Here is a 25500-nt window from a genome sequence, read left to right on the forward strand (position 1 = left end):
GAACTGTTCCTTACTGTTCCCTGATAGCTCAGTTGGTAGAGCACTCGGCTGTTAACCGAGTTGTCACAGGTTCGAGTCCTGTTCGGGGAGCCATACGGAGAGGTGTCCGAGCTGGCCGAAGGAGCACGATTGGAAATCGTGTAGGCGTCACAAGCGTCTCGAGGGTTCAAATCCCTCTCTCTCCGCCAGCGTGGCCCGTTGGTCAAGCGGTTAAGACACCGCCCTTTCACGGCGGTAACACGGGTTCGAATCCCGTACGGGTCACCATACATTCATATGGACACTTAGCTCAGTTGGGAGAGCACCATCTTGACAGGGTGGGGGTCAGCGGTTCGAACCCGTTAGTGTCCACCATATTGTCGCGGGGTGGAGCAGTTCGGTAGCTCGTCGGGCTCATAACCCGAAGGTCACAGGTTCAAATCCTGTCCCCGCAATATTAGTTTCATCGAGAGCTGTTATTTCGCATCGATGCAGAAAAAGAATAACAACTATGGAGCTGTGGTGTAGAGGCCTAACATGCCTGCCTGTCACGCAGGAGAACGCGGGTTCGAATCCCGTCAGCTCCGCCACGATTATGTAATGCTGGGGCCCGTTGGTCAAGCGGTTAAGACACCGCCCTTTCACGGCGGTAACACGGGTTCGAATCCCGTACGGGTCACCATGCGAGCCATTAGCTCAGTTGGTAGAGCACCTGACTTTTAATCAGGGTGTCGAAGGTTCGAGTCCTTCATGGCTCACCAGTATGTATTCAAAAAGCTTGCGCAGATGCGCAAGCTTTTTTTTCTTTTTCTCCGGTTAAGGAGTAACCTTGAACCATTCCGCGAATACATTATAGCAATACGCAGGGGAAAGAATGGAGGATGACGGTTTGGCAAGGCGAATAAGTACAGCACGGCTTAGACCGTTTGTTCGGCGATACGGACTGCACTTGCGTCACATTCAGCCCTGCCATTCGCTGTATCGACGCAATGCGGCATTTCGGGCGCTTACGGATAAAGGCGTATATGTCATCAAGCCATTTTACCGGAGAAGAATCAGGACGACGTTGACAACGAAGCAGCAAATTGTTCGCATTACGGCTTATATTCATAAGCTACAGGCAAAGAATTATCCCCACCTGCCCCATTGGCTTGTCAACACATCCGGCCGTTATTGGGTATATCAATCTGGCCGGCCCTACTATATGATAGAATGGGTAGAAGGCGGCAATCTCCAGCATGAAGAACACTATGAGCAACTCGGTCGGGCCCTGGGCACGCTTCATACGATATGCCAAGAAGATCTTCCTCCCATGTCTCCATACACTTCCCGTCAGATTGCATTTTTTCAAGATCAGGACCGAATATTCCGCCGCCGATTATCGATGATGCGTAAGCGGAAGGGCACTACGGCGTGGTTCAGGGAGCATGGCGATCAGTGCATTCGCTTGGCTGAGGAGGCGTGGATGTCTATCCAGAGGCCGGAGACACAGCAGGTGCTCCAGGATGAAATCCGCTTCCCAGCACTAATCCACGGGGATGTCACTTGCCCGAACGTCATTATGCACTCGAACGGCTTGTATTTGATTGACTGGGATCAGGTCAGAATGGACTCGACCTACTACGAAATCGCAAAGACGCTTCTGAACACCACCAATTTCAATCCGCTGTTGATGGGAGCGCTATTACAGGGGTATGAGCTGGTGCATCCGCTGGCGGAAGCGGAACGGATATTAATCGGCTCGTTGTTCCGTTTGCCGGTGGAAGCATGGGCGGCCGCCCGAAGCGCGGTAACCGGCCAAGGTTCGCGTCTATCCCGGCTGCTGCAGAATACATGGGCGGAACGCCTTGCCGCCATTCAATGGTTGGACGAATGGGGAGGCCAATCCGGCCGGTCGTAGCTTGATTGCAAGTACAGGCTGGCCCGATCATCGTTATGAATAGCGATCAAGCTTTTGGTAGCCTTTGCCCACCCGGTATGATGACGGCCTGGTTCCGTATACGTACTTGCGGTTTGCTTGTCCGAATCTGAATACCGGATGAGGCAGTCCGAGCGGCTGTTATCCGCTTGAAGACGTTAGTGAACCGATACTCGTCCTACGGATCCGGGACGCAACTCATTTGTCCGACGCTTCTGCAGGACGACAACATCGTCGCCAAGGAATCTACCGCTTCGGCCTGCGGAAAGAGCGCATGGGGATCGTCTTCAAAGTGATGGACGGCTCCGAGGATCAATGGCCACTCATCGTGGACCGCATATTGAAGTAGGGAGAACTAAGAAAAAAACATCGTTTTCCCTCAAAAAAGAATTGATTTTCGATATCCGGTCTGCTATATTATTTATAATTGTTCTTCTTGAAGCCTGCTCTGACGGCAAGCGCAAGCGATGGAAGGACGATGGACAGGCTGGTCAGCCGATGCGCGGACATAGCTCAGCGGACATAGCTCAGTGGTAGAGTATCGCCTTGCCAAGGCGAGGGTCGTGGGTTCGAATCCCGTTGTCCGCTCCAGATGATGCGCCCTTAGCTCAGCCGGATAGAGCGTTTGACTACGAATCAAAAGGTCGGGAGTTCGAATCTCTCAGGGCGCGCCAGATTAACTTCATATGCCGGTGTGGCGGAATGGCAGACGCGCGCGACTCAAAATCGTGAGGGAAACCGTGGAGGTTCGAGTCCTCTCACCGGCAGTACCTGAAAAAACAGGGTTGTAAAATTGCTTTCGAGTAGTTTTATGACCCTGTTTTTTACCCAGTCGAGAACACTCGTGACTTCAGTCGTGAGATGAATCGGCCTCGGACAAAGGAGGGCTTATTGCCATCTTAATTGTCCGACATATGATTCAATGATAATGAACGAGTATACCGCGTCAAACCTGGCACACCTTCAACAGACCCCGGGAATCATGAGAAGATGAGAGCAATTCCAAATCACAGAAGGTTGCCTCGTGACGAAACAAGAACAACGCCGACAAGAATGGATCGCGCGCGTCGCAGCTTATGAAGCAAGCGGCCAGACGATGAATACCATTCGAATTCAAATCCTTTACCCGGATGACATAGCTAATAGCGTAAACGACTCGATACAGGCATTATCGTAGCCATTGCCCTTACGGATTATGCTGCCCGTCATGCCGTATTGTCACAGCTTCGTTTGATCGTCCGAACGCATACGGGCTGCCGCGATCAGAATGGTGTAGAACCGCTTTACCGGGCTATTGGCGTCCGTATGCTTGCTTTAGGCGCCTGTAGCATCGGTTCCTTGGAGGCTATGTTTAGCATTCGTGGTGGCTTTATACTTTTTTGACCGTCCTGGACCGCCATTGATGTTTCCTCATGATCCGCGTTACCGTTCGCTCGGAGATCGTCACTCCTTGTTGAGGAGCTTGCGGGTGATCTTCGGACTTAAACACTTGCGCCGCAATGATCTCCGGCTCACCGCCATACTTCTTCATCCAGCCGTATAGCGTATTGTCCTTGATCTTCAGTTCGCGGGCGACTTCCGCCACCGCCTTTCCGCTTTCCTTGACGTACTGAACTGTCTTTCTTTTGTACGTCTCATCATACAGGGGCTTTTTCATTTCGACACAGTCCTCCGATTTCGCTTGATTTCATCAGTGTAATCTGTGTCTACTATTGTGCAAAAGCAAGCAGGTTTACATGATTAGCTTGTTTGGTTATGCAAGAGCGTCCCTTCGATCATTGTTGGAGCAGTGGAAAACAAGTATAATAAAGGTAGGTCATTTGAAAGGAGCTGCACAAATGGACTCCGATCTGCATTCAGAAACGGTACACCATCGTCACGACACTTCGTATCGTTTCCTGTTCTCCAGTAAAAAATTGTTTGTAGAACTGCTTCGCTCCTTTATCGACAAGGGTTGGGTGCAAGCATTGGATGAAGAGCAGATACAGGAGATTCCTCACTCCTTTGTACTACAGGACTTCAAACGCAAAGAGGCTGACTTGGTCTATCGGGTCAACTTGAACGGTCAGGATGTTGTGTTTTATTTGCTGCTGGAGATGCAGTCCAGCGTTGATTTCCGAATGCCATATCGCCTGCTGCTTTATCAGGTCGAGATCTGGCGGTATTTGCTGCAAAACGAGCAAGATGCGTCATCTAACCGGAAGTCATTTCAACTGCCGCCTATTATCCCAATTGTATTGTATAATGGAAAGCAGAAGTGGACGGCCAGCCGCCAGTTGCGTGAGTTGCTTGCCAACGAGGACATGTTTGGTTCGGAACTGTTGAATTTTGAATATTTACTAATCGATGTAGCACGATATACAGAAGAAGAATTACTGTCATTATCCAATACCATTGGTTCTGTCTTTTTGCTTGATCAAACTGAGGATCAGGAGGAACTGCTGAAGCGTCTTGGAAAGCTGGTGCATACCATTCAGCAAATGCCGGAGGACAGTCAACAGAAATTTGTTGCTTGGATGGCGAATATTCTGTTGCAGAAGCTACCGGAGAATGAGCCTAGCTTGCAGCAATTTATTCAAAATGTGAAAGGAGATGCAGCGTTCATGGGACTGGAAAAAATCTTGGACGATATTGAACGCAAGGGTGAGGTAAAAGGTAAAGAAGCAGTAGCCAGACAACTAATTGTAATGGGAATGGATAGTACTTCGATCGCCCAAGCGACGGGATTTTCCCCCAAGAAAATTGAAGAACTGCGTGAGCAAGTGTATTAAGAGGTACGCAATCTCCATATCCGAACGTAAGAGGAGACGCGGCGTTCATGGGACTGGAAAAAATCTTGGACGATATTGTATTTTAGGATAAAAAAGCTCCCCTCACAGTAGCAGGTTATATGATGTAACCTTCCTACGCTATGGGGAGCATAGCACGCTTCTAAGTTACGACGTTATTTTCTTATGAACAATGCCATCTACATCTCCCGTACCAGAAGAATAAAGCAGGATGGTTGCGCAGATCCGGAGTCTGCCTTATCCCCCTGGATTAAATAAACAGATTATGGGCAGATTGATCCGTTTGTCCTAGATAGTAACCGACACCGCCGATACCGACTCCATCGATCAGCTCTTCGCGGCTGATGCCCATCAAGTCCATCGACATTTGACAGGCGACGATTTCGACGCCCTGATCAATCGCCGTACGTATCAGTTCCTCCAGTGAAGAGACGTTGTTAGTTCTCATAAGGGAACGAATCATTTGGGGGCCTAGGCCTAACATATTCATTTTGGACAAAGCCAGTTTCCGGCTGCCCCGCGGCAATATCGCACCGAACATCCTGCCGACCAGGTTCTTGTTGATAGGAACCTTCTGATGTTTGCGAATAATAGTAAGGCCCCAGAAGGTAAAGAACATAGTCACCTTCTTCCCGCTGGCAGCCGCGCCGTTGGCGATGATGAAAGAAGCGATCGCCTTGTCGAGTTCCCCGCTGAACACGACCATCGTGCTGGCGTCGCGGCCGCTTCCGACCGCATGCGGCGTTTCAGCTGTCGGCTCGGTCTCTGAAACGCCTTTGCGAAGATACGCTTCTATCATCCCGTCGGGAAGCTTCGTCAGCCGCTCCAGCCGGTTGCGGGACATCTGCGCCCACGCTTTTATATCTTCATAGAAGCCAGGGTCGGAGGCGGTAACCTTTAACAATTGTCCTTCCCGCAACCGATCCATGCTCTGCTTCACCTGGATCAGCGGCCCCGGACAGCCGAGGCCGCCAGCATCAAGCGCCGCGTCGGCATTCAAGGCCGGGCCGGACTCCGGCAGCTGAGGCTTCGGCTCGGCCGTCGCCGCGCCTGCCGCGATTTCCCGCCACGCGCCGCCGGATTCCGGTTTCCAGACGTTAGGCGTATAACGGCTCATTTGATACGTCTTGTAGCCTCCCGTCATATTTTTGACACGGTAGCCTTTCTGCCTTAATATCCGCGACGCCGTGTACCCCCGTAAGCCAACCTGACAGTATACCCAGACCTCTTTGCCGGGGTCCAGTTCATGCAGACGATCGCGAAGCTCATCGACGGGAAGATTGACGGACCCTTCGATATGGCCGTTGGCGTGTTCCATCGGCGTCCGCACATCGACCAGAACGACGGATTCGGTATCCCGTTGTTCAAGGTCTTCCGGGACGAACACCTCGGTCAAGCCGTTGACGACGTTCTCTGCCGTATATCCGACCATATTGACGGGATCCTTGGCCGAGGAATAGGGAGGGGCATAGGCAAGCTCAAGCTCCGTAAGATCGGCGACCGTTCCCTTGAACCGGATGACTGCGGCAATATCGTCGATCCGTTTATCCACGCCTTCATAGCCTACAGCCTGCGCACCCAGAACCATCCCTTCTTCATCAAAGAGAAGCTTCAGCGAGATCGGTGTCGCGCTGGGATAATAGGAAGCGTGGGAGCTGGGATGCACATACACCGCACGATAGGGGATGCCCAGGCGCCGCAATGTTTTCTCATTGTTTCCCGTGGATGCGCCGGTAAGCCCAAACACCTTGATAATGGACGTGCCTTGGGTGCCTTTATAAACGGTGCCGAGTCCACAGACATTATCCGCCGCAATGCGCCCCTGCTTATTGGCCGGGCCCGCTAGAGGAACGGCTCCTTTTTGGCCATTCACGTAATCCACAATCTCTACGGCATCGCCGACGGCGTATACGTTGTCCAGGTTGGTTTCCATTTTCTCATTAACGACAATATGCCCCCGTGGCCCTAAGGACAGGCCGCTGCCTTGCAGAAAAGCGGTGTCAGGGGTAACGCCGATGGCCAAGAGCACCATTTCGCTGCGAAGCACGGTTCCACTCGCAAGATGTACGTGAATCCCCTCTCCGACTTCTGTAAAGCGTTGCACCCTGTCCGCAAAAACAAGCTGAATTCCTTGATCCTCCAGCTCCTTGGCCAGCACCCCTGCCATTTCCACGTCAAAAGGAGCCAAAATCTGCGGCCCGGCTTCAACCAGAGTCACTTCCAAGCCGGCTTCCTTCAGGTTCTCCGCCATTTCTACCCCGATAAAACCGCCGCCGATCACCACTGCCGAACGGGTTCCTTCATCCGTTACCTTGGCTTTGATTTTGTCCGTATCGGGAATGTTGCGCAACGTGTGGATTTTGGAGCTGTTGATCCCGGGAAGGTCGGGGCGAATCGGCTTCGCTCCCGGAGACAAAATCAGCGCGTCATAGCTTTCCTCGTAAGCGCCGCGTTCCTTGCTCATTACGAAAACCTTGCGGTTTGCCGGGTCGATGGACACGACCTCGCTGTCAATACGGACGTCGAGATTAAACCGTGTGCGCATCGCTTCCGGCGTTTGAACTAACAGCTTGGAGCGCTCCTGAATGGAACCGCCGATATAATAGGGAAGACCGCAGTTGGCAAATGAAAGGTAAGCATCCCGTTCAAACATAACGATATGCGCTTCTTCATCCAATCTGCGCAGACGGGCCGCCGCGGAAGCGCCTCCCGCAACTCCGCCGACAATCAACACTTTTTTGCTCATCAATCATTCCTCCTCTAAAAATAACCGAATCATTTGCTTTACGCGCGCATCCTTCACGGAGTAGATCATTTCCAGGCCGTTTCGTTCAGTCTGCACAATCCCGAGCGCTTTCAGCTTCTGAAGATGCTGAGACACGGTGGACTGGGGAAGCTCCAGGCATTCCTGCATGTAGGAGACATTGCAGCTTCCTTTGTCGATCAGGCCTTTGATGATGCATAAACGGACAGGATGGGCCAAAGCCTTCAGGAGTTCAGCCGTATGGGTGTATACCTTGAACTGATTGTCCATGGTCGCTATTCCACCTCGTTCTTTATATCTATATATTACAATAATACGATATAGTGAGTATAACATCGCTCTTTGCTGTTGGCAAGCGTGGCAAGCGACCAAAGAAAAGAGCAAGAAATCGAAAAAAATGGCGGAAAAGCGATCTACAAAGTTTTACCGATGTAACTTCGTGACGTCATGATCAACAATGCGGGCTTAATGCCGCTGTCCCCACTCTTTGAGAAAAAAATCAATGAGTGGGATACGATGGTGGATGTTAACATCACAGGTGTACTTTACGGCATTGCTGCCGTTCTTCCGTCCATGAGGGAACGCAAATCGCGCGATTTCGGAGGGGCTTCGCAAAGAAGAGGGCGTAAACAATATTCGCTCTACCATCATCTCGCCGGGAGCCGTTGCCAGTGAATTGCCGGACACCTATCGGGTACGGCACTAAAAGTGCAAATTGATGAGTGCTATAAAGTTGCGATCAGCGCCGAGAGTATTGCTCATGCCATTGCTTTTGCCATCGAACAGCCGGCTGATGTAGCCATTAATGAAATGATTATTCGGCCTACCATGCAAGAGCTCTAAAATAAAATGCTCGTGATCGCGCTGCCCTGAATCGTTTCTCGTTTGGGGTGTTTTTTAGAAGTCTTCATTCTCTTTCCTCATGATCAGTCCATTTTTTGAAAAAATGGTGACGCAACTTTTTTCGCGCTCTACCCAATAATTGCGCGGAAGCTTGCTCGCTGATCCCGAACTCCCGGGCCAGCTCGCGATGGGACTTATCTTCCACATAGTACCGAAACAGTACATTGCGATATCTCGCATTGAGCTGCTCAAGCGCTTCATGGAGCATCTCATCTCGTATTTGCTCCTCCACTTGCTCGGCTACGGCCGTTTCGGCTGCCGCAGCGAATAGTTCCTCTTCATCCATGCTCTCCAGATGGGTTAGAAACTGATATTTTTTATTTTTCCTTACGTAATCGTAGGCGGTATTGCGCGCGATTTTTTTGAGCCAAGCCTTTATCTTTTCCGCATTTTTCGATGTTGGCGATGAGGCAATCACCTTCAGGAAGGACTCCTGGATAACGTCTTCCGTCAGATCATGATTTTGGAGTAAGTAGTAAATGTCGTTGTAGATGAATTTGCGGTAGGATTGGTAAGTTAATTTTTGGGATGAGCGCTCCAGGTGTTGGAAATTGCTGTGCAACAAAGACAACCACGGTTCCATCATTCTCCCTCCACGACAAGGGCAAGCACAAGTTGCCGGCTCGCCCTTTTAGTATATACGATTATATCCTAAAAAAGGAGGTTTATCCATAAAAATATGTATAATAATTGCTGCTTTATGAAAATAAAAAAATATTTCGTCATATTTTGGTAGTTCACTCCGTCTATTATATAAGAAATAATCTTCAGCAGGGCTTGCCATCTATCATCTACCGGCAGGAGGTGTGTTCGCCTACTACAGTATGTTGCAATGTAAAGTGCGGTGGGAAGTTAGGAAGTCAAGGTTAAGGAAATGGTTCAAAAACAAAGTTGGGAGGGATTTCTATGAAACGTTGTAAAAAAACGATGGCTGGATTGATTGCAGAATATTCGCAGTTCTAGAGGAGAGACTTATTTATCGGGTTCCTGGAGTGATTTGCCTGCCAAAGCTTATGCTATTTTTGGGGCGCATGGCGTGCAGGGGGGAAGCAAATATGGCGCTGCGGCTGTATACACCTACACCCACGTGTAAGCTGGCGTAAGCGGAAGGGCATGGCTGCGTAGAAGCATGTTAATACCAATGCCGATCAAGTCAAGCTTTGGCTTTGTTGGCTTGGTATAAACATCTTCTTTTTTATCTCGGGAAGCGGGCAGCCGCAGTTGGATGAAAGGGTGGAAAGGGGATAACATTATGTTCCAACCATGGCTGATTAGATGGGGATTCTGTCTGCTTATCGTCATGCTGGCAGCAGGCTGCGCCCATACGAGCTCGTCTCCAACGCCGGCAGCGGGTCAATCCAATGCCTCCGGCAACGCAAATCCGAATCCATTTGAAGCGGGGAAAGAGGAGCGCGTGATTTTGGGTGATCTCGGTCATGGGTTAGTCAATCCGGATAGAGATGAAAACGGGGACATGCGTCCCTTGCGCTACAATGGCGGTGAGCTAACCATTCCTTATGCTGTGAACGCTTCGGGAAAAGCCAAAAATGTCGGCTTTCTCGTCTTTATCGACGGAATACCGCAGCCCTATAAAATGAACACGACCGATACGAGTTACGCCTATGCACATGTTGGAGTTGGAGCAGGATAATAAAGACACGCAATTCGCGTTCGTGTTTACCCCGGTCACCGGCAAGCAGGGAGATACGTTGAGCATCACCATCACCAGCATATACAATCCAGGCTTTATCCCGGACATGAAAGAGACAAGTTCCTACGGCGGCTACCACAGTACGTTGGAAGCGGGAGGAACGCTTTATTTTACGAAAGATGCGGATGCGCTTGATCGTGCCTCCATCCCGCCATTCGCGTATGCAAGCGATGTGCGCTTATCGACTGAACCGGTGACGAAGGAGCTGTTGGAAGCGCATAGCGGCATGAGGGCTGTAGACATGGACACATTGGAGCAGCACATGTTTAGCGATTTGTATATTGACGGCGAGGTCAAGCGCGATCATGTGAAGGTCAAGGACAGCGGCACCCTTCACGTCCGCTTTACCATCTTCGGCCCTCCCGGAGTGCGGTACCGCAACACGTTCTATATCAATCACCAAGCGGTTACAAGCAAGGCAGGGAATTCTTTTGAGACGGTGCTGGCCAAGGGCGATGTCGCGGTTATCGACATCGATCTCGAGTTGGGAAAATTGGACGATTTCAGTACGATTTATGTGGTGTCCGTACCCGTGAATGAGGCCGATTTTCCCGATACTGCGGTGATGTTGGAAAAGACGTTGTCCCTTTTACTATATAAATGATAGGAGAAAAGGGTGACATGGTTGTGTGGGGCATATTACCGGCTCACTACTAAACTAAATGTATGCTAAAGAGGGGGATTCATCCACAACATCTGTATTATTGTTACTATATGTGACTGCATTTATGAAATAAAAAATTATTTTCGTCATATTTTGGCAGTTCGATCCGTCTACTATATGAGAGAGAATCTCAACAGGGCTTGCCATCTATCATTTAACGGGCAGGAGGTGTGTTCCCAAAAAACGTATGATGCGAATGTAAAGTGCGGCAGGAAGCAAAGCAGTCAAGGTCTAGGAACATGTTTTTCAAAACAAAGTGGGAGGGATTTCTATGAAATTGGGTAAAAAAACGATGGCTGGATTGGTTGCGATGGTGGCTTGCATCTCTGTGTCCACATTGGTATTTGCAAACAGTAGTTCCAAGTCGGCGCCAGGCTATGGAACGCTGTACGGTTCCTTAGCGGGTACATCCTATACGACAACGGTCTCTCAAAATCGTGACAATGCATACCTGTCGGTCAACGGGTCGATTCAAGACTATCACGGCAATACCCTTGTCGCGCAGCAGGAAATTCGAAGTTCTAGAGGAGCGACTTCTTTAGCGGGTTCCTGGAACGGTTTGCCTGCTAAAGCGTATGCGATTTATGGAGGGCATGGCGTGCAGGGGGGAAGCAAATATAACGCTTATGCCGTATACACCTACACCCATGTGTAAGCTGGAGTAAGCGGAAGGGCATAGCTGCCTAGAAGCATGTTTATACCAATGCCGGTAAAGTCAGCTTCGGCTTTGTCGGCTTGGTATAAACAGCTTCTTTATTATCATGGGAAGCGGGCAGCCGCAGTAGGATGAAAGGTGAAAGGGGATAACCTCATGTTGCAATCATGGCTGTTTAGATGGGGAATCTGTCTGCTTATCGTTGGGCTGGCAGCAGGCTGCACCCCTAGCAGCTCGGATCCACAGCCGGCCGCGGGTCAAGCCAATCCCGCCGGCAACGCCAATTCGAATCCATTTGAGGCGGGTCAAGCGGAGCGCGTGATTTTGGGCGATCTCGGTCATGGGCTTGTCAATCCGGATAGAGATGAGAACGGGGACATACGTCCCTTGCGCTACGATGGCGGCGAGCTACACATTCCTTATGCCGTACACGCTTCGGGCAAAGCCAAAAATGTCGGCTTTCTCGTCTTTATCGACGGCATAGCGCAGCCCTATAAACTAAACACGACCGATGCCCCTTATCAATATATGCACATATTTGAGTTGGAACAGGATAATAAAGACACGGCGTTCACGTTTGTGTTTACCCCGGTCACCGGCAAGCAGGGAGATACGTTGAGCATCAGCATCACCAGTATATACAATCCGGGCTTTATCCCGGATATGAAAGCGACGAGTTCCTACGGCGGCTACCACAGTACGTTGGAAGCGGGAGGATCGCTCTATTTTACCAAAGATGCGGATGCGCTTGCTCCTGGCTCCATCCCGCAATTGGCGTATGCCAGCGATGTGCGCTCATCGACCGAACCGGTGACGAAGGAGCTGCTGCAAGCGCACAGCGGCATGGAGGCCGTTGATATGGACTTATTGGAACAGCGCGTGTATAGCGATTTGTATATCGACGGCGAGCTCAAGCGCAATCATGTGGAAGTCAAGGACAGCGGCCCCCTCCACGTCCGCTTTAAAATATTCGGCCATCCCGGCGTGCGGTTCCGGAACACGTTCTATATCAATCACCAAGCGGTCACAAGCAAGGTAGGTAACCCCATTGAAACGGTGCTGGCCAAGGGCGATGTCGCGGTGCTCGACTTCGATCTCGATCTAGGAAAATTGGATGATTTCAGTACGATTTATATGGTGTCCGTTCCAATGAATGCGGCCGATTTCCCCGCTGATGTGCTTGTATTGCAAAAGACGTTATCTCTCTTACTATACAAAGGATAGGAGCAAAGGCTGACATGAATAAGAAATGGTTGAGCGTTATCTTATTTTTAACCGTCCTGGTAAGCGCAGGCTGCTTCCCGTCTCATCCCAGCAACGCAAAGCCCAATGAGGCGGTTCATGCCGATGATCCTTCCGCGCGAACCGGAAGCAAGGCCGTGAAGAAAACAGTCGGGGGCAAGGGGGCGGCGAAGCCGCGCGTTGTATCCGACTTGCATTTGGAACAGATAGCAGGCGAGATCAACAATATTTATTACGCGAATGGCAATCAGGTGCTTATAGCCGCCGCTCAACTCTATTTATACGATCTGGGAACCAAGAAGATCGTAGCGCAAGCTTCGCGCCCCCACTTCAAGCGGGAAAAGATTTGGGCGACTAAAAACGGATACGCAGCCGTCCGTGAAACACAGGGCAGCGGTGGTAGCGGTGGTCTCTTCATGACGAAGGAAGCGCCGCAGTATCATTGCTTCTTCTATGATGCGAACTTGCGGCCGCGCAAAGCGTTCAAGCTCGATTCCTTGCTGGAAGGCGACGAAACGATGCTTTCAGTCGAGGCGATTGCGGTAGCTGGCGATGGAAGTCGGGTTGCTTATGCCACCACTGCCGGACTGTATCTCTACGATTGGCAAGCGAAAAAAAAGAAAAAAATTATCGATTTGGCAGCGGATGATGCTTCACGTCGGTTCGGTCTCGTTACGGTGGAGCACATGGGCTTTACCGATCAGGACAAGCGGATTGCGTTTAAGGCGCAAAGCTTCGATGTTCCTGCCATCCCCGGCAAGGCTTCCTTCGATACGTGCGGCATCGTCAACACGGATGGCTCCGCACTGTCGAACCGGACATTTACCGATTACACCTGTAGGGAACTGACGGCTTACGATCAGCGCCTGCTGTTGGCCGAAGATTTTACAACGGCTAGCGGCAGAATGCTCGTCATGGAGACGGCTAGCGGCAAGACGAAGCTGCATACGCTAACCGAACGGGTGGAAAGCGGCAACATTGCGGGTTCGAGCACTGGACGCTATTTCGCGGCGCCGGCGCCGAGCGGAACAGGTTGGAACATTCGGATTTATAACACGGACACAGGCGCTGTAGAGGCGGAGCAGTTCATCTCTTGTCAAGGCAAGGAGCTGTATATGGCCAATGAACCGATCATCAAGGTGGTAGATGAGTCAAGGACTTGCCTGGTGTTGCTAGGATCGAAGCAGGCCGAGATCGAGTCGAAAATGGTGGTCAGTCAGTTTTAAAGTGGAGAGCCGGACGCTTGCTTGGTCAGCGCCAAGCAAGCGGTCTCCCTTCTATAGGAGGAACCCGTTGTGAAAGTCACCTTTCAACACCTTTCCAAGCAATATAAAGGCAAATACGCCTTGAAAGATTTCACCTCAGAGCTGGAGCACGGCATTTATGGGCTTCTCGGCACAAATGGCGCGGGAAAAACGACGCTAATTAATATTTTTGTCGGCATATTACAAAGCGATCAAGGCCAGATTTTGATCAATGATGCCGATGCCAGAAGCTTGGGGGTCGACTTTTTATCCCATATCGGCTATTTGCCGCAGTTCCCGCAATTTTACAAAAATTTTGAAGTGATGGAGTTTTTAAGGTATATGTGCGTGCTTAAAAATATCCCCAAGGAAGAAGGCGAACAACGGGCGCAGGAATTATTGGAGGTCGTAAATTTAAGCAGCGCCTCCACCCAAAAAATCGGGGCACTCTCCGGGGGCATGCGCCAGCGCGTCGGTATCGCGCAAGCGATGCTCAACAATCCCGATATATTAATTTTGGATGAACCGACAGCCGGGCTTGACCCGCAAGAACGAATCCGTTTCCGGAATCTGATTACGAAGTTTTCCGAGAACCGCATTGTGTTGCTGGCTACGCACATCGTGTCCGATATTGAATTTATCGCCAACCAAGTTATTTTGCTGAAGGACGGGCAGCTTTTGCAGCAGGATACACCGGCCGCGCTCGCGGCGGGCATCGAAGGGAAGGTATGGTCGGTGACGGCCAGCGATGCGACGATCGCCGACAAGCTGACACGGTTTACCATCAGCAATATGATGCGGGAACGCGACGAGATTCATGTGCGGATGATTGCCGATCAACAACCGGATGAGCATGCCGTCAATGTACCTGCCAATTTGGAGGATGTCTTTTTGTACTATTTCGGAGAGGGCGAGCCATGGTAAAACTCATTCTGTTTGAATATCGCAAACATTTTCTGAAACGGTCGATCCTCGTGGCGGTGCTTCTCTTCTCGATCCTGAATGTGGCGAAAATATACAGCCTCTATGAGGACAACTCGCTGCTCTCCGCATCAACCGATCCGCTGTGGAAGGGCCTCTACTGGCAGATGTACACGGACTTCGGGGGAACGATGACGGACGAGAAAATCAAGAAACTGATGTCGATTTATCGGCCGCTTGCGAACCAGACCGCTGATCACACCGCCAGCAGAACGAACGACAATCCGAATACGTTCACCGGTAATGTATATAACGATTACTATTTCTTTCGTTGGTGCTACGTTCTTCCGATGGAGTATGCCTATAAGTACCAAAAGATGGCTCAGGACGTCGTAACCGCCGCCAACGATAATATGGACTTTTTTACCGCGGTCGGCAACGAATACGAATACCGCAAAAACGCGGCGATCGCGGAGCGCTTTACAGGACGGGCGATCCCGGATTTTTCGTATACGGAAATGTATCAATATTATGTTCATTATGATTTTTCCGCGTTTTTAGTGCTTCTGATCTGTCTGTACGGGATCGTGAACGTGTTCGTCTCCGAGAAGGAAACGGAGATGGACGCCCTGTTATTGACCGCCCAATCGGGCGGAACGAAAACGGTCGCGGCTAAACTGATCGCCACTGCTCTCTATATATGCCTCGTCTGTGGCTGGTTGTGGCTGCTTGATTTTGCGGCCTTTTCCGTAATGTTTGGCTCGTGGGAAGGCGACTCCTCCCCGCTATACGCTCTTGAAAATTTTGCCAATACGCCGTTGAACATCAGCCTGGGGCAATATGCGCTGCTCTCCGGCGTGGTGAAAACGGCGGGCATGTTCGTGCTCGGGCTCGCGTTTTTACTCGTGTCCTGCCTGTTTAAAAATGCGTTGCTGCCTTACGTGATCAGTCTGTTCGCTACCTTTGGCTGCATCTTTATGCAGGAAGCATACACGGGTTCCGGGCATGTTCTGATCAAAATCATCAACCCGTTTCTGTTGGTCGTGAATCGGGAATTATTCCGCAACACGGAATTTGTCAATCTGTGCGGCTTGCCCGTGCCTAGCTTCGTTACGGCTCTGCTGTGCGCGGCAGCTTGGGGAGCGGTATGTGTCGCAGGCATCGCGATCGCGGTCAGGAAGAACACATTTTGCAGGCAAGGGGGGATCAAACGTGTCGCTATGGATCTATGAGCTGAAAAAGATGTTTGTCCATCAGAAGGGCCTGTTCTATATCGGCTTGTTTTTCGCCTTGAGCATCGCGTCCCTGCTTGGCTTGGACACGCCTTCCAACCGCGATATCGCGATGAACGCCGAATCGTATTCGTTCTACCTCGATCAAGTCGCTGGTCCGTACTCGGAGGACACAAAGCGGTTCTTTGCCCACGAAGCGAGTAACATATCCGATGCCAAAATCGCACTGCGCCAAGCGTACGATGATTGGTATGACGGGAAGATGTCAGCGCAGCAATTGCAGGCCGTAACCACTCCGCTGGAGAAGATCGTGCAACATGAACGCGGCTATAAACTGATTTATGACCAATATGCCTATATCCGCGAACATCCGGACAACCGCTATTTTCTGGCTACGAACGGTTGGAATGGGCTGTTAGCACATGACCGTCTCGACTTGTTATTTCTTGCTCTGTTGCTGGTGCTTGTGACGCCGGTTTTCTGTTACGAGTTCGAGAGCAAGATGGAGCCGCTTATCCTGACCGTGCAAAAAGGAACGAGGACGCAGGCGGCCTGCAAAATCGCGCTCGTGTCCGTGGCGGTTATCGCGCTCTGTCTGATGATGTCCGGCTTGCGATATTGGTTTTTCGATCTCAAATATGGTCTGGAAAACGGGAGTTATCCGCTGCAAAGCCTGTCCTACTTCGCAACGTCGACCCAAAATATTTCGTTATTCGGCACGTATCTGGCGGTGACGGCATGCAACCTATTCGGCTATCTCTGCTTTGCGCTGCTAATTATGTTTGTGGCGGTGTGCATCAAGAAATATGCGCTGACCCTGTTCGCCTGTACCGCGCTGCTTCTGCTTCCCTATTACGGTTTCAGCTTGGAATCGTCTAAATATGTTGTGCCGGGGCCGCTCGGGTTTATGGTGGCCACCGGTTATTTTCGCGGCAATGAATATCAATACAATCAATTTACGGATCAGCAGGATGTCGTGTTTCGGGAAGTGTCCGGCCCGTTATGGTCTGTGTTGTTCACTGTCACGTTGTGCCTTAGTATCGGGATGTTGCTCGTCATCCTGAGCCGACATATGAATGTGTGGAGTACCAAGCAGTGGCGCCCTTGGATAAGGCCGCTCTGTCTCGTATCTGTCCTGTGCTGGGCTGCCTTCGGCCTTGGCGGCTGTGCCTCTCAGGAGAATGCGAAGCACGCTGATATTTACAATTGGTCTTCGCGGCAAGCGTTTGAAAATGGGCGCTATCGGTTTTATGTGGATGAAACGGATCTAAAGGATAGGAAGATCGTGTTCGCGGATAAACAAACCGGCAAGACAAGCGATTTGATCCGCAATCCGCTGCAATCGTTAACCCGGATCGCAGATAGTATTTATGGCAACGGTTCGCTCGTCTACTATATGAAATATGATTACGACAAGTCGCAATTTCGAGAGGCCGTGGACAGACTGTCCATTATCGAAGTCGATACTTCGAACTTCAGTGAGCGAATGGTGTTTGAAAAGAATGTAAACACGCAAAAGAGCAATTTTTTGCGGTTCGTGCACGGAGATAAGAGTGAGTTGCTTTTTTTTGAATGGGCGAGCTCGTTCTTTCTGGATCAGGATAACATCTACCTTGTTGGCCGGGACGAGATCAGGAAGGTCAATGCCTTCTCAGGAAGTATGAAGGTGATTATCCGATCCTCGCTGTTACGAAGCGTCGCTTTTGACGGTCGCCATATTTATTATACCAATGGAAAATCCGAGGTAGTGAAGTACGACACGCAGACGGAGACGGAAACGCGCCTTCCCGATATCATCACGGAGTTTTTCGTGTTGACCGATACGGAACTGCTTTTTTTGAATCGCAAAGATCGGCAAAAAATTTATGCGATGAACTTGAGCGAATCGGCCATCCGCAAAATAACGGATACACCAGCACTGAGCTTTCATTGCGATGATGAATCGATTTACTATGTCAAGATGGAGGACATGAAAACATACCGTTTTGACAGGGAGGGGAGAACTGAGTCGCTGCACTTGGACTAGCTGATTGAACGAACGGATAAACTGAAACAAGGGTATAACCTCCCCCGCTATTGGGCCACACTATGGATAAAAAAGCAAGAGGGGATTGTCATGACGCGAGAACATCGTTCCCGTTCCCGGTTCTATTTTCGAGTGAAGCAATGGAAACAGGATATCCGCCGTACGAAAGGCCCGATCTGGCGGCTCGTCGCTATTGTATTATTTTTTGGTGCCCTGACCTTGGCAATTCGCATGTCAATGGAGATCCGACAGCTCATTTACGAGCGAAAGACGCCCATTTCGATGGAGACATTCGCGATGATACAGGAGGATAAGTTCGCTAAGCTGCATGATTCTTCCCGGCTCGTGCTGAATCAGTTGCTGCAGCAGGACGATCGGAAGCGGGAAGTCATTCATCGCCAGCAATTTATTTGCGGCCAGCGGGAAGAGACGATGGGCATGTATCCTTCGGCTGCTATCATTCAATTGATACTGAATCATCCGGATTGGGGCGCCACGTTGGATGTCGCAGGCCGGATCATTATGGAGGAACAGATCGAGGAAATGTCCGATCGTTGCAAGGATGTCCGCATCAGTCTCGATGAGGATGGGAATTTGACGTTGTACGAAGGCCCGCCTGCGCAGAAAAAAGTGATTCGGACCTTTTTTCAAATTGATGTCGAATCGATGGAGAGCGCGCTTCCGCCGCATGTGCTTCAGCAGTTGTATGACGGCATTCTGATTACGGATACCGACGAATACCACAGCGTGCTATCCACCTTCAGCGATTATGCGGTGGAAGCTTCGCAAAAAGTGATGAATCCGGCGGCGGAGGCCAAATGACCGCTGGACGACAATCCGAATGAGGACGTCCCGTAAAGGCGTCCTCATTTTTTATCATTCATTCTCTTCTTTTCGATCTGTGTTATAATGGAGTGAACACATATGTTCGCTAATCATACACCGAATCGTTAGGGAGAGATTTTTTTTGCGCATAGTAGGCATTGACCCGGGCATTGCCATTGTCGGCTTCGGATTTGTTGATAAAATCGGCAACAAGGTCATTCCCGTGCAATATGGCTGTATTCAGACCGATTCGGCCACCGCTCCGGAGATGCGGCTGCTTCAAGTCTTTGAAGCGGCGGAGGAATTGCTGGATCGCTATAAGCCGGATGCGATGGCGATTGAGAAGCTATTCTTCAACCGCAACGTGACGAATGCCTTCAGCGTAGGACAAGCCCGTGGCGTCGTCATTCTCGCGGCCGCGAAGCGGGGCATTCCGATCGGGGAATATACCCCGATGCAGGTGAAGCAGGCGGTTGTCGGTTACGGCAACGCCGAGAAGAGACAGGTGCAGGAGATGGTGCGCTTGCTGCTGAATCTGAAGGCGATACCGAAGCCGGACGATGTCGCGGACGCCTTGGCCGTGGCGCTATGCCATGCGCATTCCAGCGGATTACATGACAAATTGAACGGAGTATTGCGTCCATGATTGATTTTGTTCGCGGAGCGGTGGTCCATTTGGAAGCCGATTATGTCGTATTGGATGTTCAAGGGATTGGATATCGTATCTATACGCCGAATCCGTACGGGTTTGCGAAGTCGGAAGCGGCCGTAACTGTATATACGCACCATTATGTGCGGGAAGACGCGATTCTGCTGTTCGGATTCGCGTCGCGGCAGGAGCAGAAGCTGTTCCGCCGCCTGATTGAAGTCAGCGGCGTCGGACCGAAGGTCGCGCTTGGCATGTTGAGCGCAGGGAAGCCGGACTCCGTCGTGGCGGCGATTCAGCAGGAGAACTATTCGTTCCTGACGAAGCTGCCCGGAATCGGGAAGAAGACGGCTCAGCGCATCGTGCTTGATTTGAAGGACAAGCTGGATGGCATTGGTGTGGACCTCGATCCGGGATCGCTGTTCGCTGAGGTGCAGACGATCGAGGACGAACGGGAAGACGGTGCGTGGCACGAAGCCCGCGCAGCGCTGAAGGCGCTTGGCTACAAGGATGTCGAGCTGGATCGGGTCTGGAGCGATCTCCAGCATCGCGTGCATGTGGACGAGACGGTCGACTCGATCATGAAGAAGGCGTTGCAATTGCTGTTCACAGGGTAAAGAGAGGCGGTACAGATGGAAGAACGCATCATTTCAGCCAATTATATGATGGAGGATCAGGCAGTCGAATTGAGCTTGCGTCCGCGTTATTTGTCTGAATACATAGGGCAGAACCAGGTGAAGGACAACCTGAAAATATTCATCGAAGCGGCCAAAATGCGCAAGGAAGCCCTCGACCACGTGTTGCTGTACGGTCCTCCCGGACTGGGGAAGACGACGCTGTCCAACATTATCGCCAACGAGATGGGGGTCAACATTCGAACGACTTCCGGTCCGGCCATCGAGCGGCCGGGTGACTTGGCGGCGCTGCTAACCAATCTGCAGGAAGGCGACATGTTGTTCATCGATGAGATCCACCGGCTTCACCGGACGGTGGAGGAAGTATTGTATCCGGCGATGGAAGATTTCGCGCTGGACATCATTATCGGCAAAGGTCCGAGCGCGCGCTCCGTTCGCCTTGATCTGCCCCGCTTCACCCTGATTGGGGCGACGACGCGGGCAGGCCTGCTCTCTGCGCCGCTTCGCGATCGCTTCGGCGTTGTCAGCCGGCTGGAGTATTACAGCAAGGATGAGCTGAGCTTCATTGTGAGCCGTGCCGCCGATATTTTGGACGTCCAGACTACAGGCGAGGCCAGCGATGAGATCGCGATTCGCTCGCGGGGAACTCCGCGGATCGCGAATCGGCTCTTGAAGCGGGTGCGCGATTTCGCTCAAGTGCGCGGCGACGGGATCATTACGCCGGCATTGGCGGGGGAAGCCCTGCGCATGATCCAAGTCGATGCGCTCGGCCTCGATGCGATCGATCACAAGATGCTTCAGGCGATGATCTCCCATTTTCGCGGCGGCCCGGTCGGACTGGATACGATTGCCGCGACGATCGGTGAGGAGAGCCAGACGATCGAAGATGTATATGAACCTTATCTGCTGCAGATTGGATTTTTGCAGCGGACGCCCCGCGGGCGTATCGTTACCCATCAGGCTTATCACCATCTAGGATTGCCCACTCCAGAGAAATAAATACGACGCGACGAGCAGGAAGAGGGGAACAGAAGAGGATGACGACCATTTACCGAAATGTGATTCGAAGAACCGTTACTGGCGCTGTAGCAGGCACGCTGCTGTTTGGGGGAGCCGCGATGCTGCCTGCAGGGGGCGTCCTTGCGGTGCCGGCGGCAGCCCTTGCCGATAATGGACAAGCAGCCAAGGCTGGAGCCCAATCACCAGAGCAAATGGGTTCCGAGTTGATTCGTGTCGCCTTATTTGCCGATCTGGGCAGCCGCTCGCCGGGCCAGACGCCTCAGGTGACCCTGAGTTCAACCGTCGGGCTTCGAATCGGAGCCCGTGGAGCCGGAACAACCGGAGCGGTGACGGCGGAGGGGACAATCCGCTTCAGTGCGGATGATTACAAAATCAAGCTGTATGAATCGAAGAACAAGGCGGCAGCCCTGGCGGTGCTGAAGCAAGCGCAGGCGAACAACACCGCCTTCATGATTCAATTCAGCCGCCGCGGCGCGACATTCTATTCGGTCTATGCGGGCAGCTACCCGACCGAGAAGGCAGCCGGACAGGCGCTTGACCGCATGAAGGGCGATCAGGCCACAATGAAGCTGGTGCAGGACTACAAGCCCCAATTAGCCGGTCCGAATTACTTGCAGGCTGGAATTTATTCGTCCGAGAAGGAGGCGGCACCGGCGCTGAAGACACTGCTGGATGCCGATATCGACGCCTATCTCGTTACGATGCTGGACAACGGGAAGAGCCGGGTAGCGGTATGGGCCGGTCAAGCGGCCTCGGCATTCGAACTGGGCGCAACGAAGCAGAAAATCGCCCGCACCTCCTTGACTGCCGTAACTGCGCAGGCGGAAGGCGCGCTTATACATATGAAGGAAGCCGACGAAGGCAAGACGATTGCGCATTACCGCGTGAACGGCGACGCCAAATGGATGGTGTCAACGAGGACGCCAAGCACGATCCTGGTAACGGAGCGCTACGGCCGAGCCTACCGCGGCGATATGGAGATCAGTCTGCACAAAGATAAGCTGGCGCTCGTCAATGAAGTTCCGCTGGAGCAATATTTGGTCTCGGTCGTCGGCGGCGAGGTGTATGCCGCCTGGCCGCAGGAAGCGTTGAAGGCGCAGGCGGTCGCTTCCCGGACGTTCGCGCTTTACCAGAATGACAAGTTCGAGCTTGCCAATGTGGTGGATACGACGTTAAGCCAGGCCTACTCCGGCGTAGAAAAGGAGCAGGACGATATCCGCAAAGCGGTCGAAGCGACGGCAGGGGAAGTGCTCATGCAGGATAAGAAGCTGATCGAAGCGATTTTCCACTCCAATGCCGGCGGGAAGACCGCCGATCCGAGCGAGATTTGGGGCGGAGACTATGGTTATTTCCAGGTGGTCGATAGCCCGGACGAAGGGGTGCTGGAAGGCAAAAAATCATGGTTCCAGGTGATCCTGCCGGATGGGAAGAGCGGTTATGTGCGGGAGGATGTCGTTCGTCCGGTGAACCGCAACAATGAAGCGGGCTTCGAACAGGTTACCGCGATCGAGGACGGAACGAACGTAAGGCCGATCCCAGCTATCCAATCCAATGTCGATCCTGTAGCCAAGGTGAACCAAGGGACGGCGATGACCGTCATGGATACGGTGCCGGAATCGAACGAGATGCATTGGTTCCGTGGGCCTTATACCTCTTCACAGATTACCGCCTGGCTCAAGGAGCGGACCAATACGAAGCTGACCGGACCGGTGACGAGCTTGAAGATTACCGAGCGCGGACCTTCCGGTCGCGTGACCCAGATTGAAGCGAACGGCATTCCCGTCGGCGTGAGCTCTCCGAACAACTTCCGAAGCGCGTTCGGCGATTTGCCGAGCACGCTGTTCGATATCGTGCCGGCCGGGACCGCCGCTTCGGTTGGCGCGGACGGCAAGGGCAAGGCGGACGTGCAGTCGCAGGAACCGTCCTTCCTGTTCGTCGGCCACGGCAACGGCCATGGCATCGGCATGTCGCAATGGGGCGCGAAGGGGCTGGCCGACCAAGGGTATGACTACGAAGCGATCTTGAAATACTACTATAAAAATGTAGATTTAGTGAAACGGTAGGGCAGCAACGATATGGATGTACATTTATTTGATTTTGATTTGCCGGAACGCCTTATCGCCCAGACGCCGCTGCCGGATCGAACGGCATCGCGCCTGTTGGCATTGAACCGGCGGACCGGAGAAGTGGAGCATCGGACATTTCCCGATATGATTGAATACCTGAAGCCGGGCGATCTGCTAGTTCTGAACGATACGAGGGTCATCCCGGCCCGCTTGTATGGCGTCAAGCCGGATACGGGCGGGAATGTCGAGGTGCTGCTGCTGAAGCAGGAGCAGGATGATATATGGGAAGCGCTGGTGAAGCCAGCCAAGCGGTTGAAGAAGGGGGCCACCGTCCGCTTCGGGGACGAGCTGACGGGTACCGTCATCGAGGAGCGCGAGATGGGCGGGCGGCTCATCCGCTTCGAGTATGCAGGCATCTTTCATGAGATTCTTGATCGCTTGGGGCAGATGCCGCTTCCTCCCTACATTAAAGAGCTGTTGCAAGACCGAGAGCGTTATCAGACGGTCTACGCGAAGCATGAAGGCTCGGCGGCGGCTCCGACAGCCGGTCTTCATTTTACGGACAGCATCCTGGAACAGATTCGGGCCAAAGAGGTAGGTATCGCCCGGATCACGCTTCATGTCGGTCTGGGCACGTTCCGGCCCATGTCGGCGGACGTGATTGAGGAGCATGTGATGCATGCAGAATATTATGAGATGTCCGAGGAGACGGCGGCGCTCATTAACGAGACGAGAAGCTTGGGCGGTCGGATTGTCGCGGTCGGCACTACTTCATGCCGGACGTTGGAAACGGTAGCGGGCCGTTACGGTTCAGAGCCGGTGGCGGCGTGTTCGGGCTGGACGGATATTTTTATTTATCCCGGATACGAATTCCGGCTTGTCGACTCTCTGCTGACGAACTTCCATCTGCCGAAGTCGACCCTGGTGATGCTTGTCAGCGCCTTCGCCGGCCGGGAGCACATGATGGCGGCTTACCGGGAAGCGATAGAACAAGAGTACCGGTTCTTCAGCTTCGGCGATGCGATGCTCATTTTCACAGACGACTAACCTACCTACGACAAGGATGATGATTCGATGGCAGCAGCAGTAACCTATGAGTTGATGAAGACATGCAAGCAGACCGGCGCGCGCTTGGGCATCGTCCATACGCCGCACGGTTCGTTCGAGACGCCAACCTTCATGCCGGTCGGCACGCAGGCGACGGTCAAGACGATGAGCCCGGAAGAATTGAAGGAGATGAATGCGAAGATCATTTTGAGCAATACGTACCATCTTTTTCTGCGGCCGGGACATGAGATCGTACGGGAAGCGGGCGGGTTGCATACATTTATGAACTGGGACCGCGCGATTTTGACGGACAGCGGCGGATTCCAAGTTTTCAGCTTAAGCGAGATGCGTAAAATTGAAGAAGAAGGCGTTCATTTTCGTTCCCATCTGAACGGAGACAAGCTGTTCATCTCCCCGGAGAAAGCGATGGAGATTCAGAATGCGCTCGGTCCCGATATTATGATGGCGTTCGACGAATGCGCTCCTTATCCGGCCGAGCACAGCTACGTCAAGCATTCGCTGGAGCGGACGACCCGCTGGGCGGAACGATGCCTGAATAGTCATGCGAGGCCACATGATCAAGCGCTGTTCGCCATCGTGCAGGGCGGGATGTATGAAGATCTGCGCATACAGAGCGCCAAGGATTTGACTTCGATGGATTTCCCGGGGTATGCTATTGGAGGACTCAGTGTGGGCGAGCCGAAGCCGTTGATGTACGAGGTGTTGGAGACGACGGTGCCCCTCTTGCCTGACAGCAAGCCGCGGTACTTGATGGGCGTCGGATCGCCGGATGCATTGGTGGAGGGAGCGATGCGTGGAATCGATATGTTCGATTGCGTCCTGCCTACCCGTATCGCGCGCAACGGGACAACGATGACGAGTCAAGGCCGTCTCGTCGTGCGGAATGCTAAGTTCACAAGGGATTTCGGACCGCTTGATCCGAACTGTGATTGTTATACGTGCCGCAATTACTCGCGTGCGTACCTCCGCCATTTGATTAAGGCGGATGAGACGTTTGGCTTGCGCCTGACGACGTATCATAATTTATACTTCCTGTTGAATCTGATGCGTCAAGTTCGTGAAGCCATTCGCGATGATCGTTTGCGTGACTTCCGAGACGAATTTTTTGAAGCTTACGGAATGGAGCGCAACGAGAGCGGCTTTTAATGGACTGCCGATGGCTGAGTGCGCGCCTAGAGACAACGGCATTGGC

Annotated in this window: 23 protein-coding genes, 11 tRNA genes and 1 pseudogene; 31 read left to right on the plus strand and 4 right to left on the minus strand. The window is 52.2% G+C overall.

The window, feature by feature from the left end; translation table 11 throughout:
- The first annotated feature begins 17 nt into the window (after positions 1-17).
- The 14 genes from PPOP_RS01125 to PPOP_RS23240 all read left to right on the plus strand — a co-directional run bounded on the left by PPOP_RS01125 (position 18) and on the right by PPOP_RS23240 (position 3074).
- A tRNA-Asn gene (locus tag PPOP_RS01125) sits at positions 18-93 on the plus strand.
- A gap of 3 nt (positions 94-96) precedes the next feature.
- Positions 97-188, plus strand: a tRNA-Ser gene (locus PPOP_RS01130).
- A gap of 4 nt (positions 189-192) precedes the next feature.
- Positions 193-267, plus strand: a tRNA-Glu gene (locus tag PPOP_RS01135).
- Positions 268-278: 11 nt separating this feature from the next.
- A tRNA-Val gene (locus tag PPOP_RS01140) sits at positions 279-354 on the plus strand.
- 6 nt (positions 355-360) lie between these two features.
- Positions 361-434: transfer RNA gene (locus PPOP_RS01145), tRNA-Met, on the plus strand.
- Positions 435-492: 58 nt separating this feature from the next.
- Positions 493-569: transfer RNA gene (locus PPOP_RS01150), tRNA-Asp, on the plus strand.
- Between the two features lie 17 nt (positions 570-586).
- Positions 587-661, plus strand: a tRNA-Glu gene (locus tag PPOP_RS01155).
- A gap of 3 nt (positions 662-664) precedes the next feature.
- Positions 665-740, plus strand: a tRNA-Lys gene (locus PPOP_RS01160).
- A 128-nt stretch (positions 741-868) separates the two neighbouring features.
- A complete protein-coding gene (locus PPOP_RS01165) occupies positions 869-1879 on the plus strand; it encodes a phosphotransferase (protein ID WP_042226946.1) in 1011 nt (336 codons plus the stop codon).
- Positions 1880-2099: 220 nt separating this feature from the next.
- Positions 2100-2246, plus strand: coding sequence for a hypothetical protein (locus tag PPOP_RS23740; RefSeq protein WP_234399639.1), 147 nt, complete (start codon positions 2100-2102; stop codon positions 2244-2246).
- 167 nt (positions 2247-2413) lie between these two features.
- A tRNA-Gly gene (locus tag PPOP_RS01170) sits at positions 2414-2488 on the plus strand.
- 6 nt (positions 2489-2494) lie between these two features.
- Positions 2495-2571, plus strand: a tRNA-Arg gene (locus PPOP_RS01175).
- Between the two features lie 14 nt (positions 2572-2585).
- Positions 2586-2664: transfer RNA gene (locus PPOP_RS01180), tRNA-Leu, on the plus strand.
- 257 nt (positions 2665-2921) lie between these two features.
- On the plus strand, positions 2922-3074 hold the full coding sequence (locus PPOP_RS23240; RefSeq protein WP_199898927.1) for a hypothetical protein: 153 nt from the start codon (positions 2922-2924) through the stop codon (positions 3072-3074).
- A gap of 192 nt (positions 3075-3266) precedes the next feature.
- On the opposite strand, the gene PPOP_RS01185 is transcribed toward PPOP_RS23240, so the two are convergent.
- Complete coding sequence (locus tag PPOP_RS01185; RefSeq protein ID WP_006284162.1) at positions 3267-3554, minus strand: transposase; 288 nt, start codon at positions 3552-3554, stop codon at positions 3267-3269.
- 181 nt (positions 3555-3735) lie between these two features.
- On the opposite strand from PPOP_RS01185, the gene PPOP_RS01190 reads away from it, so the two are divergent.
- Positions 3736-4668: an Rpn family recombination-promoting nuclease/putative transposase gene (locus PPOP_RS01190; protein ID WP_006284163.1), complete on the plus strand. Its 933-nt coding sequence runs from the start codon at positions 3736-3738 to the stop codon at positions 4666-4668.
- A 268-nt stretch (positions 4669-4936) separates the two neighbouring features.
- On the opposite strand, the gene PPOP_RS01195 is transcribed toward PPOP_RS01190, so the two are convergent.
- Both PPOP_RS01195 and PPOP_RS01200 read right to left on the minus strand, forming a co-directional pair.
- Positions 4937-7432, minus strand: coding sequence for an FAD-dependent oxidoreductase (locus tag PPOP_RS01195; protein ID WP_006284164.1), 2496 nt, complete (start codon positions 7430-7432; stop codon positions 4937-4939).
- A 3-nt stretch (positions 7433-7435) separates the two neighbouring features.
- Entirely contained in the window at positions 7436-7720 is a 285-nt protein-coding gene (locus tag PPOP_RS01200) for an ArsR/SmtB family transcription factor (protein WP_006284165.1), read from the minus strand.
- Positions 7721-7792: 72 nt separating this feature from the next.
- Between PPOP_RS01200 and PPOP_RS25675 the strand changes: the two are divergent.
- Positions 7793-8293, plus strand: a pseudogene (locus tag PPOP_RS25675) (SDR family oxidoreductase); the annotation flags it as partial.
- Positions 8294-8357: 64 nt separating this feature from the next.
- On the opposite strand, the gene PPOP_RS01205 reads toward PPOP_RS25675, so the two are convergent.
- Positions 8358-8939 (minus strand): RNA polymerase sigma factor, encoded by a 582-nt coding sequence (locus tag PPOP_RS01205; protein WP_006284166.1) that lies wholly within the window; start codon positions 8937-8939, stop codon positions 8358-8360.
- A gap of 666 nt (positions 8940-9605) precedes the next feature.
- Here PPOP_RS01205 and PPOP_RS23750 point away from each other — a divergent pair.
- The 15 genes from PPOP_RS23750 to tgt all read left to right on the plus strand — a co-directional run bounded on the left by PPOP_RS23750 (position 9606) and on the right by tgt (position 25454).
- Entirely contained in the window at positions 9606-10004 is a 399-nt protein-coding gene (locus PPOP_RS23750; RefSeq protein ID WP_006284169.1) for a hypothetical protein, read from the plus strand.
- The gene (locus PPOP_RS01210; protein WP_006284170.1) at positions 9976-10668 is read left to right on the plus strand and encodes a hypothetical protein; all 693 of its coding nucleotides are present in this window, start codon (positions 9976-9978) and stop codon (positions 10666-10668) included. Before PPOP_RS23750 ends, PPOP_RS01210 begins: the two co-directional genes overlap by 29 nt.
- 331 nt (positions 10669-10999) lie before the next feature.
- The gene (locus tag PPOP_RS01215) at positions 11000-11383 is read left to right on the plus strand and encodes a hypothetical protein (protein ID WP_148277796.1); all 384 of its coding nucleotides are present in this window, start codon (positions 11000-11002) and stop codon (positions 11381-11383) included.
- Positions 11384-11539: 156 nt separating this feature from the next.
- Complete coding sequence (locus tag PPOP_RS01220) at positions 11540-12607, plus strand: hypothetical protein (protein WP_042226930.1); 1068 nt, start codon at positions 11540-11542, stop codon at positions 12605-12607.
- A 14-nt stretch (positions 12608-12621) separates the two neighbouring features.
- Positions 12622-13851 carry a hypothetical protein gene (locus tag PPOP_RS01225; RefSeq protein WP_006284175.1) on the plus strand — a complete coding sequence of 410 codons (1230 nt, stop codon included), beginning with the start codon at positions 12622-12624 and terminating at the stop codon, positions 13849-13851.
- Between the two features lie 69 nt (positions 13852-13920).
- On the plus strand, positions 13921-14793 hold the full coding sequence (locus PPOP_RS01230) for an ABC transporter ATP-binding protein (protein ID WP_006284176.1): 873 nt from the start codon (positions 13921-13923) through the stop codon (positions 14791-14793).
- Positions 14787-16022, plus strand: a complete 1236-nt coding sequence (locus PPOP_RS01235) for an ABC-2 transporter permease (protein ID WP_006284177.1) — start codon at positions 14787-14789, stop codon at positions 16020-16022. Before PPOP_RS01230 ends, PPOP_RS01235 begins: the two co-directional genes overlap by 7 nt.
- Positions 16003-18048, plus strand: coding sequence for a DUF5050 domain-containing protein (locus PPOP_RS01240; protein WP_006284178.1), 2046 nt, complete (start codon positions 16003-16005; stop codon positions 18046-18048). Before PPOP_RS01235 ends, PPOP_RS01240 begins: the two co-directional genes overlap by 20 nt.
- Before the next feature lie 90 nt (positions 18049-18138).
- Complete coding sequence (locus PPOP_RS01245) at positions 18139-18870, plus strand: BofC C-terminal domain-containing protein (RefSeq protein WP_006284179.1); 732 nt, start codon at positions 18139-18141, stop codon at positions 18868-18870.
- A 145-nt stretch (positions 18871-19015) separates the two neighbouring features.
- Positions 19016-19519 (plus strand): crossover junction endodeoxyribonuclease RuvC, encoded by a 504-nt coding sequence (gene ruvC / locus PPOP_RS01250; RefSeq protein ID WP_006284180.1) that lies wholly within the window; start codon positions 19016-19018, stop codon positions 19517-19519.
- Positions 19516-20136 carry a Holliday junction branch migration protein RuvA gene (gene ruvA / locus PPOP_RS01255; RefSeq protein ID WP_006284181.1) on the plus strand — a complete coding sequence of 207 codons (621 nt, stop codon included), beginning with the start codon at positions 19516-19518 and terminating at the stop codon, positions 20134-20136. The genes ruvC and ruvA overlap by 4 nt, the downstream gene beginning before the upstream one ends.
- Positions 20137-20151: 15 nt before the next feature.
- Positions 20152-21153: a Holliday junction branch migration DNA helicase RuvB gene (gene ruvB / locus PPOP_RS01260; protein ID WP_006284183.1), complete on the plus strand. Its 1002-nt coding sequence runs from the start codon at positions 20152-20154 to the stop codon at positions 21151-21153.
- Between the two features lie 38 nt (positions 21154-21191).
- Positions 21192-23237, plus strand: coding sequence for a SpoIID/LytB domain-containing protein (locus PPOP_RS01265; protein ID WP_006284184.1), 2046 nt, complete (start codon positions 21192-21194; stop codon positions 23235-23237).
- 12 nt (positions 23238-23249) lie between these two features.
- Positions 23250-24287 carry a tRNA preQ1(34) S-adenosylmethionine ribosyltransferase-isomerase QueA gene (gene queA / locus PPOP_RS01270; protein WP_006284185.1) on the plus strand — a complete coding sequence of 346 codons (1038 nt, stop codon included), beginning with the start codon at positions 23250-23252 and terminating at the stop codon, positions 24285-24287.
- A 27-nt stretch (positions 24288-24314) separates the two neighbouring features.
- Positions 24315-25454 carry a tRNA guanosine(34) transglycosylase Tgt gene (gene tgt, locus PPOP_RS01275; RefSeq protein WP_006284186.1) on the plus strand — a complete coding sequence of 380 codons (1140 nt, stop codon included), beginning with the start codon at positions 24315-24317 and terminating at the stop codon, positions 25452-25454.
- The last annotated feature ends 46 nt before the right edge of the window (positions 25455-25500 follow it).

Source organism: Paenibacillus popilliae ATCC 14706 (assembly GCF_000315235.1).
GTDB classification, from domain to species: Bacteria; Bacillota; Bacilli; order Paenibacillales; family Paenibacillaceae; genus Paenibacillus_B; species Paenibacillus_B popilliae.

Bases quoted from the DNA above. Each gene is read 5' to 3' on its own strand.
- PPOP_RS01185 (WP_006284162.1), bottom strand. From the start codon at position 3,554: ATGAAAAAGCCCCTGTATGATGAGACGTACAAAAGAAAGACAGTTCAG.
- PPOP_RS01190 (WP_006284163.1), top strand. From the start codon at position 3,736: ATGGACTCCGATCTGCATTCAGAAACGGTACACCATCGTCACGACACT.
- PPOP_RS01195 (WP_006284164.1), bottom strand. From the start codon at position 7,432: ATGAGCAAAAAAGTGTTGATTGTCGGCGGAGTTGCGGGAGGCGCTTCC.
- PPOP_RS01200 (WP_006284165.1), bottom strand. From the start codon at position 7,720: ATGGACAATCAGTTCAAGGTATACACCCATACGGCTGAACTCCTGAAG.
- PPOP_RS01205 (WP_006284166.1), bottom strand. From the start codon at position 8,939: ATGATGGAACCGTGGTTGTCTTTGTTGCACAGCAATTTCCAACACCTG.
- PPOP_RS23750 (WP_006284169.1), top strand. From the start codon at position 9,606: ATGTTCCAACCATGGCTGATTAGATGGGGATTCTGTCTGCTTATCGTC.
- PPOP_RS01210 (WP_006284170.1), top strand. From the start codon at position 9,976: ATGCACATGTTGGAGTTGGAGCAGGATAATAAAGACACGCAATTCGCG.
- PPOP_RS01215 (WP_148277796.1), top strand. From the start codon at position 11,000: ATGAAATTGGGTAAAAAAACGATGGCTGGATTGGTTGCGATGGTGGCT.
- PPOP_RS01220 (WP_042226930.1), top strand. From the start codon at position 11,540: ATGTTGCAATCATGGCTGTTTAGATGGGGAATCTGTCTGCTTATCGTT.
- PPOP_RS01225 (WP_006284175.1), top strand. From the start codon at position 12,622: ATGAATAAGAAATGGTTGAGCGTTATCTTATTTTTAACCGTCCTGGTA.
- PPOP_RS01235 (WP_006284177.1), top strand. From the start codon at position 14,787: ATGGTAAAACTCATTCTGTTTGAATATCGCAAACATTTTCTGAAACGG.
- PPOP_RS01245 (WP_006284179.1), top strand. From the start codon at position 18,139: ATGACGCGAGAACATCGTTCCCGTTCCCGGTTCTATTTTCGAGTGAAG.
- ruvA (WP_006284181.1), top strand. From the start codon at position 19,516: ATGATTGATTTTGTTCGCGGAGCGGTGGTCCATTTGGAAGCCGATTAT.
- ruvB (WP_006284183.1), top strand. From the start codon at position 20,152: ATGGAAGAACGCATCATTTCAGCCAATTATATGATGGAGGATCAGGCA.
- PPOP_RS01265 (WP_006284184.1), top strand. From the start codon at position 21,192: ATGACGACCATTTACCGAAATGTGATTCGAAGAACCGTTACTGGCGCT.
- queA (WP_006284185.1), top strand. From the start codon at position 23,250: ATGGATGTACATTTATTTGATTTTGATTTGCCGGAACGCCTTATCGCC.
- tgt (WP_006284186.1), top strand. From the start codon at position 24,315: ATGGCAGCAGCAGTAACCTATGAGTTGATGAAGACATGCAAGCAGACC.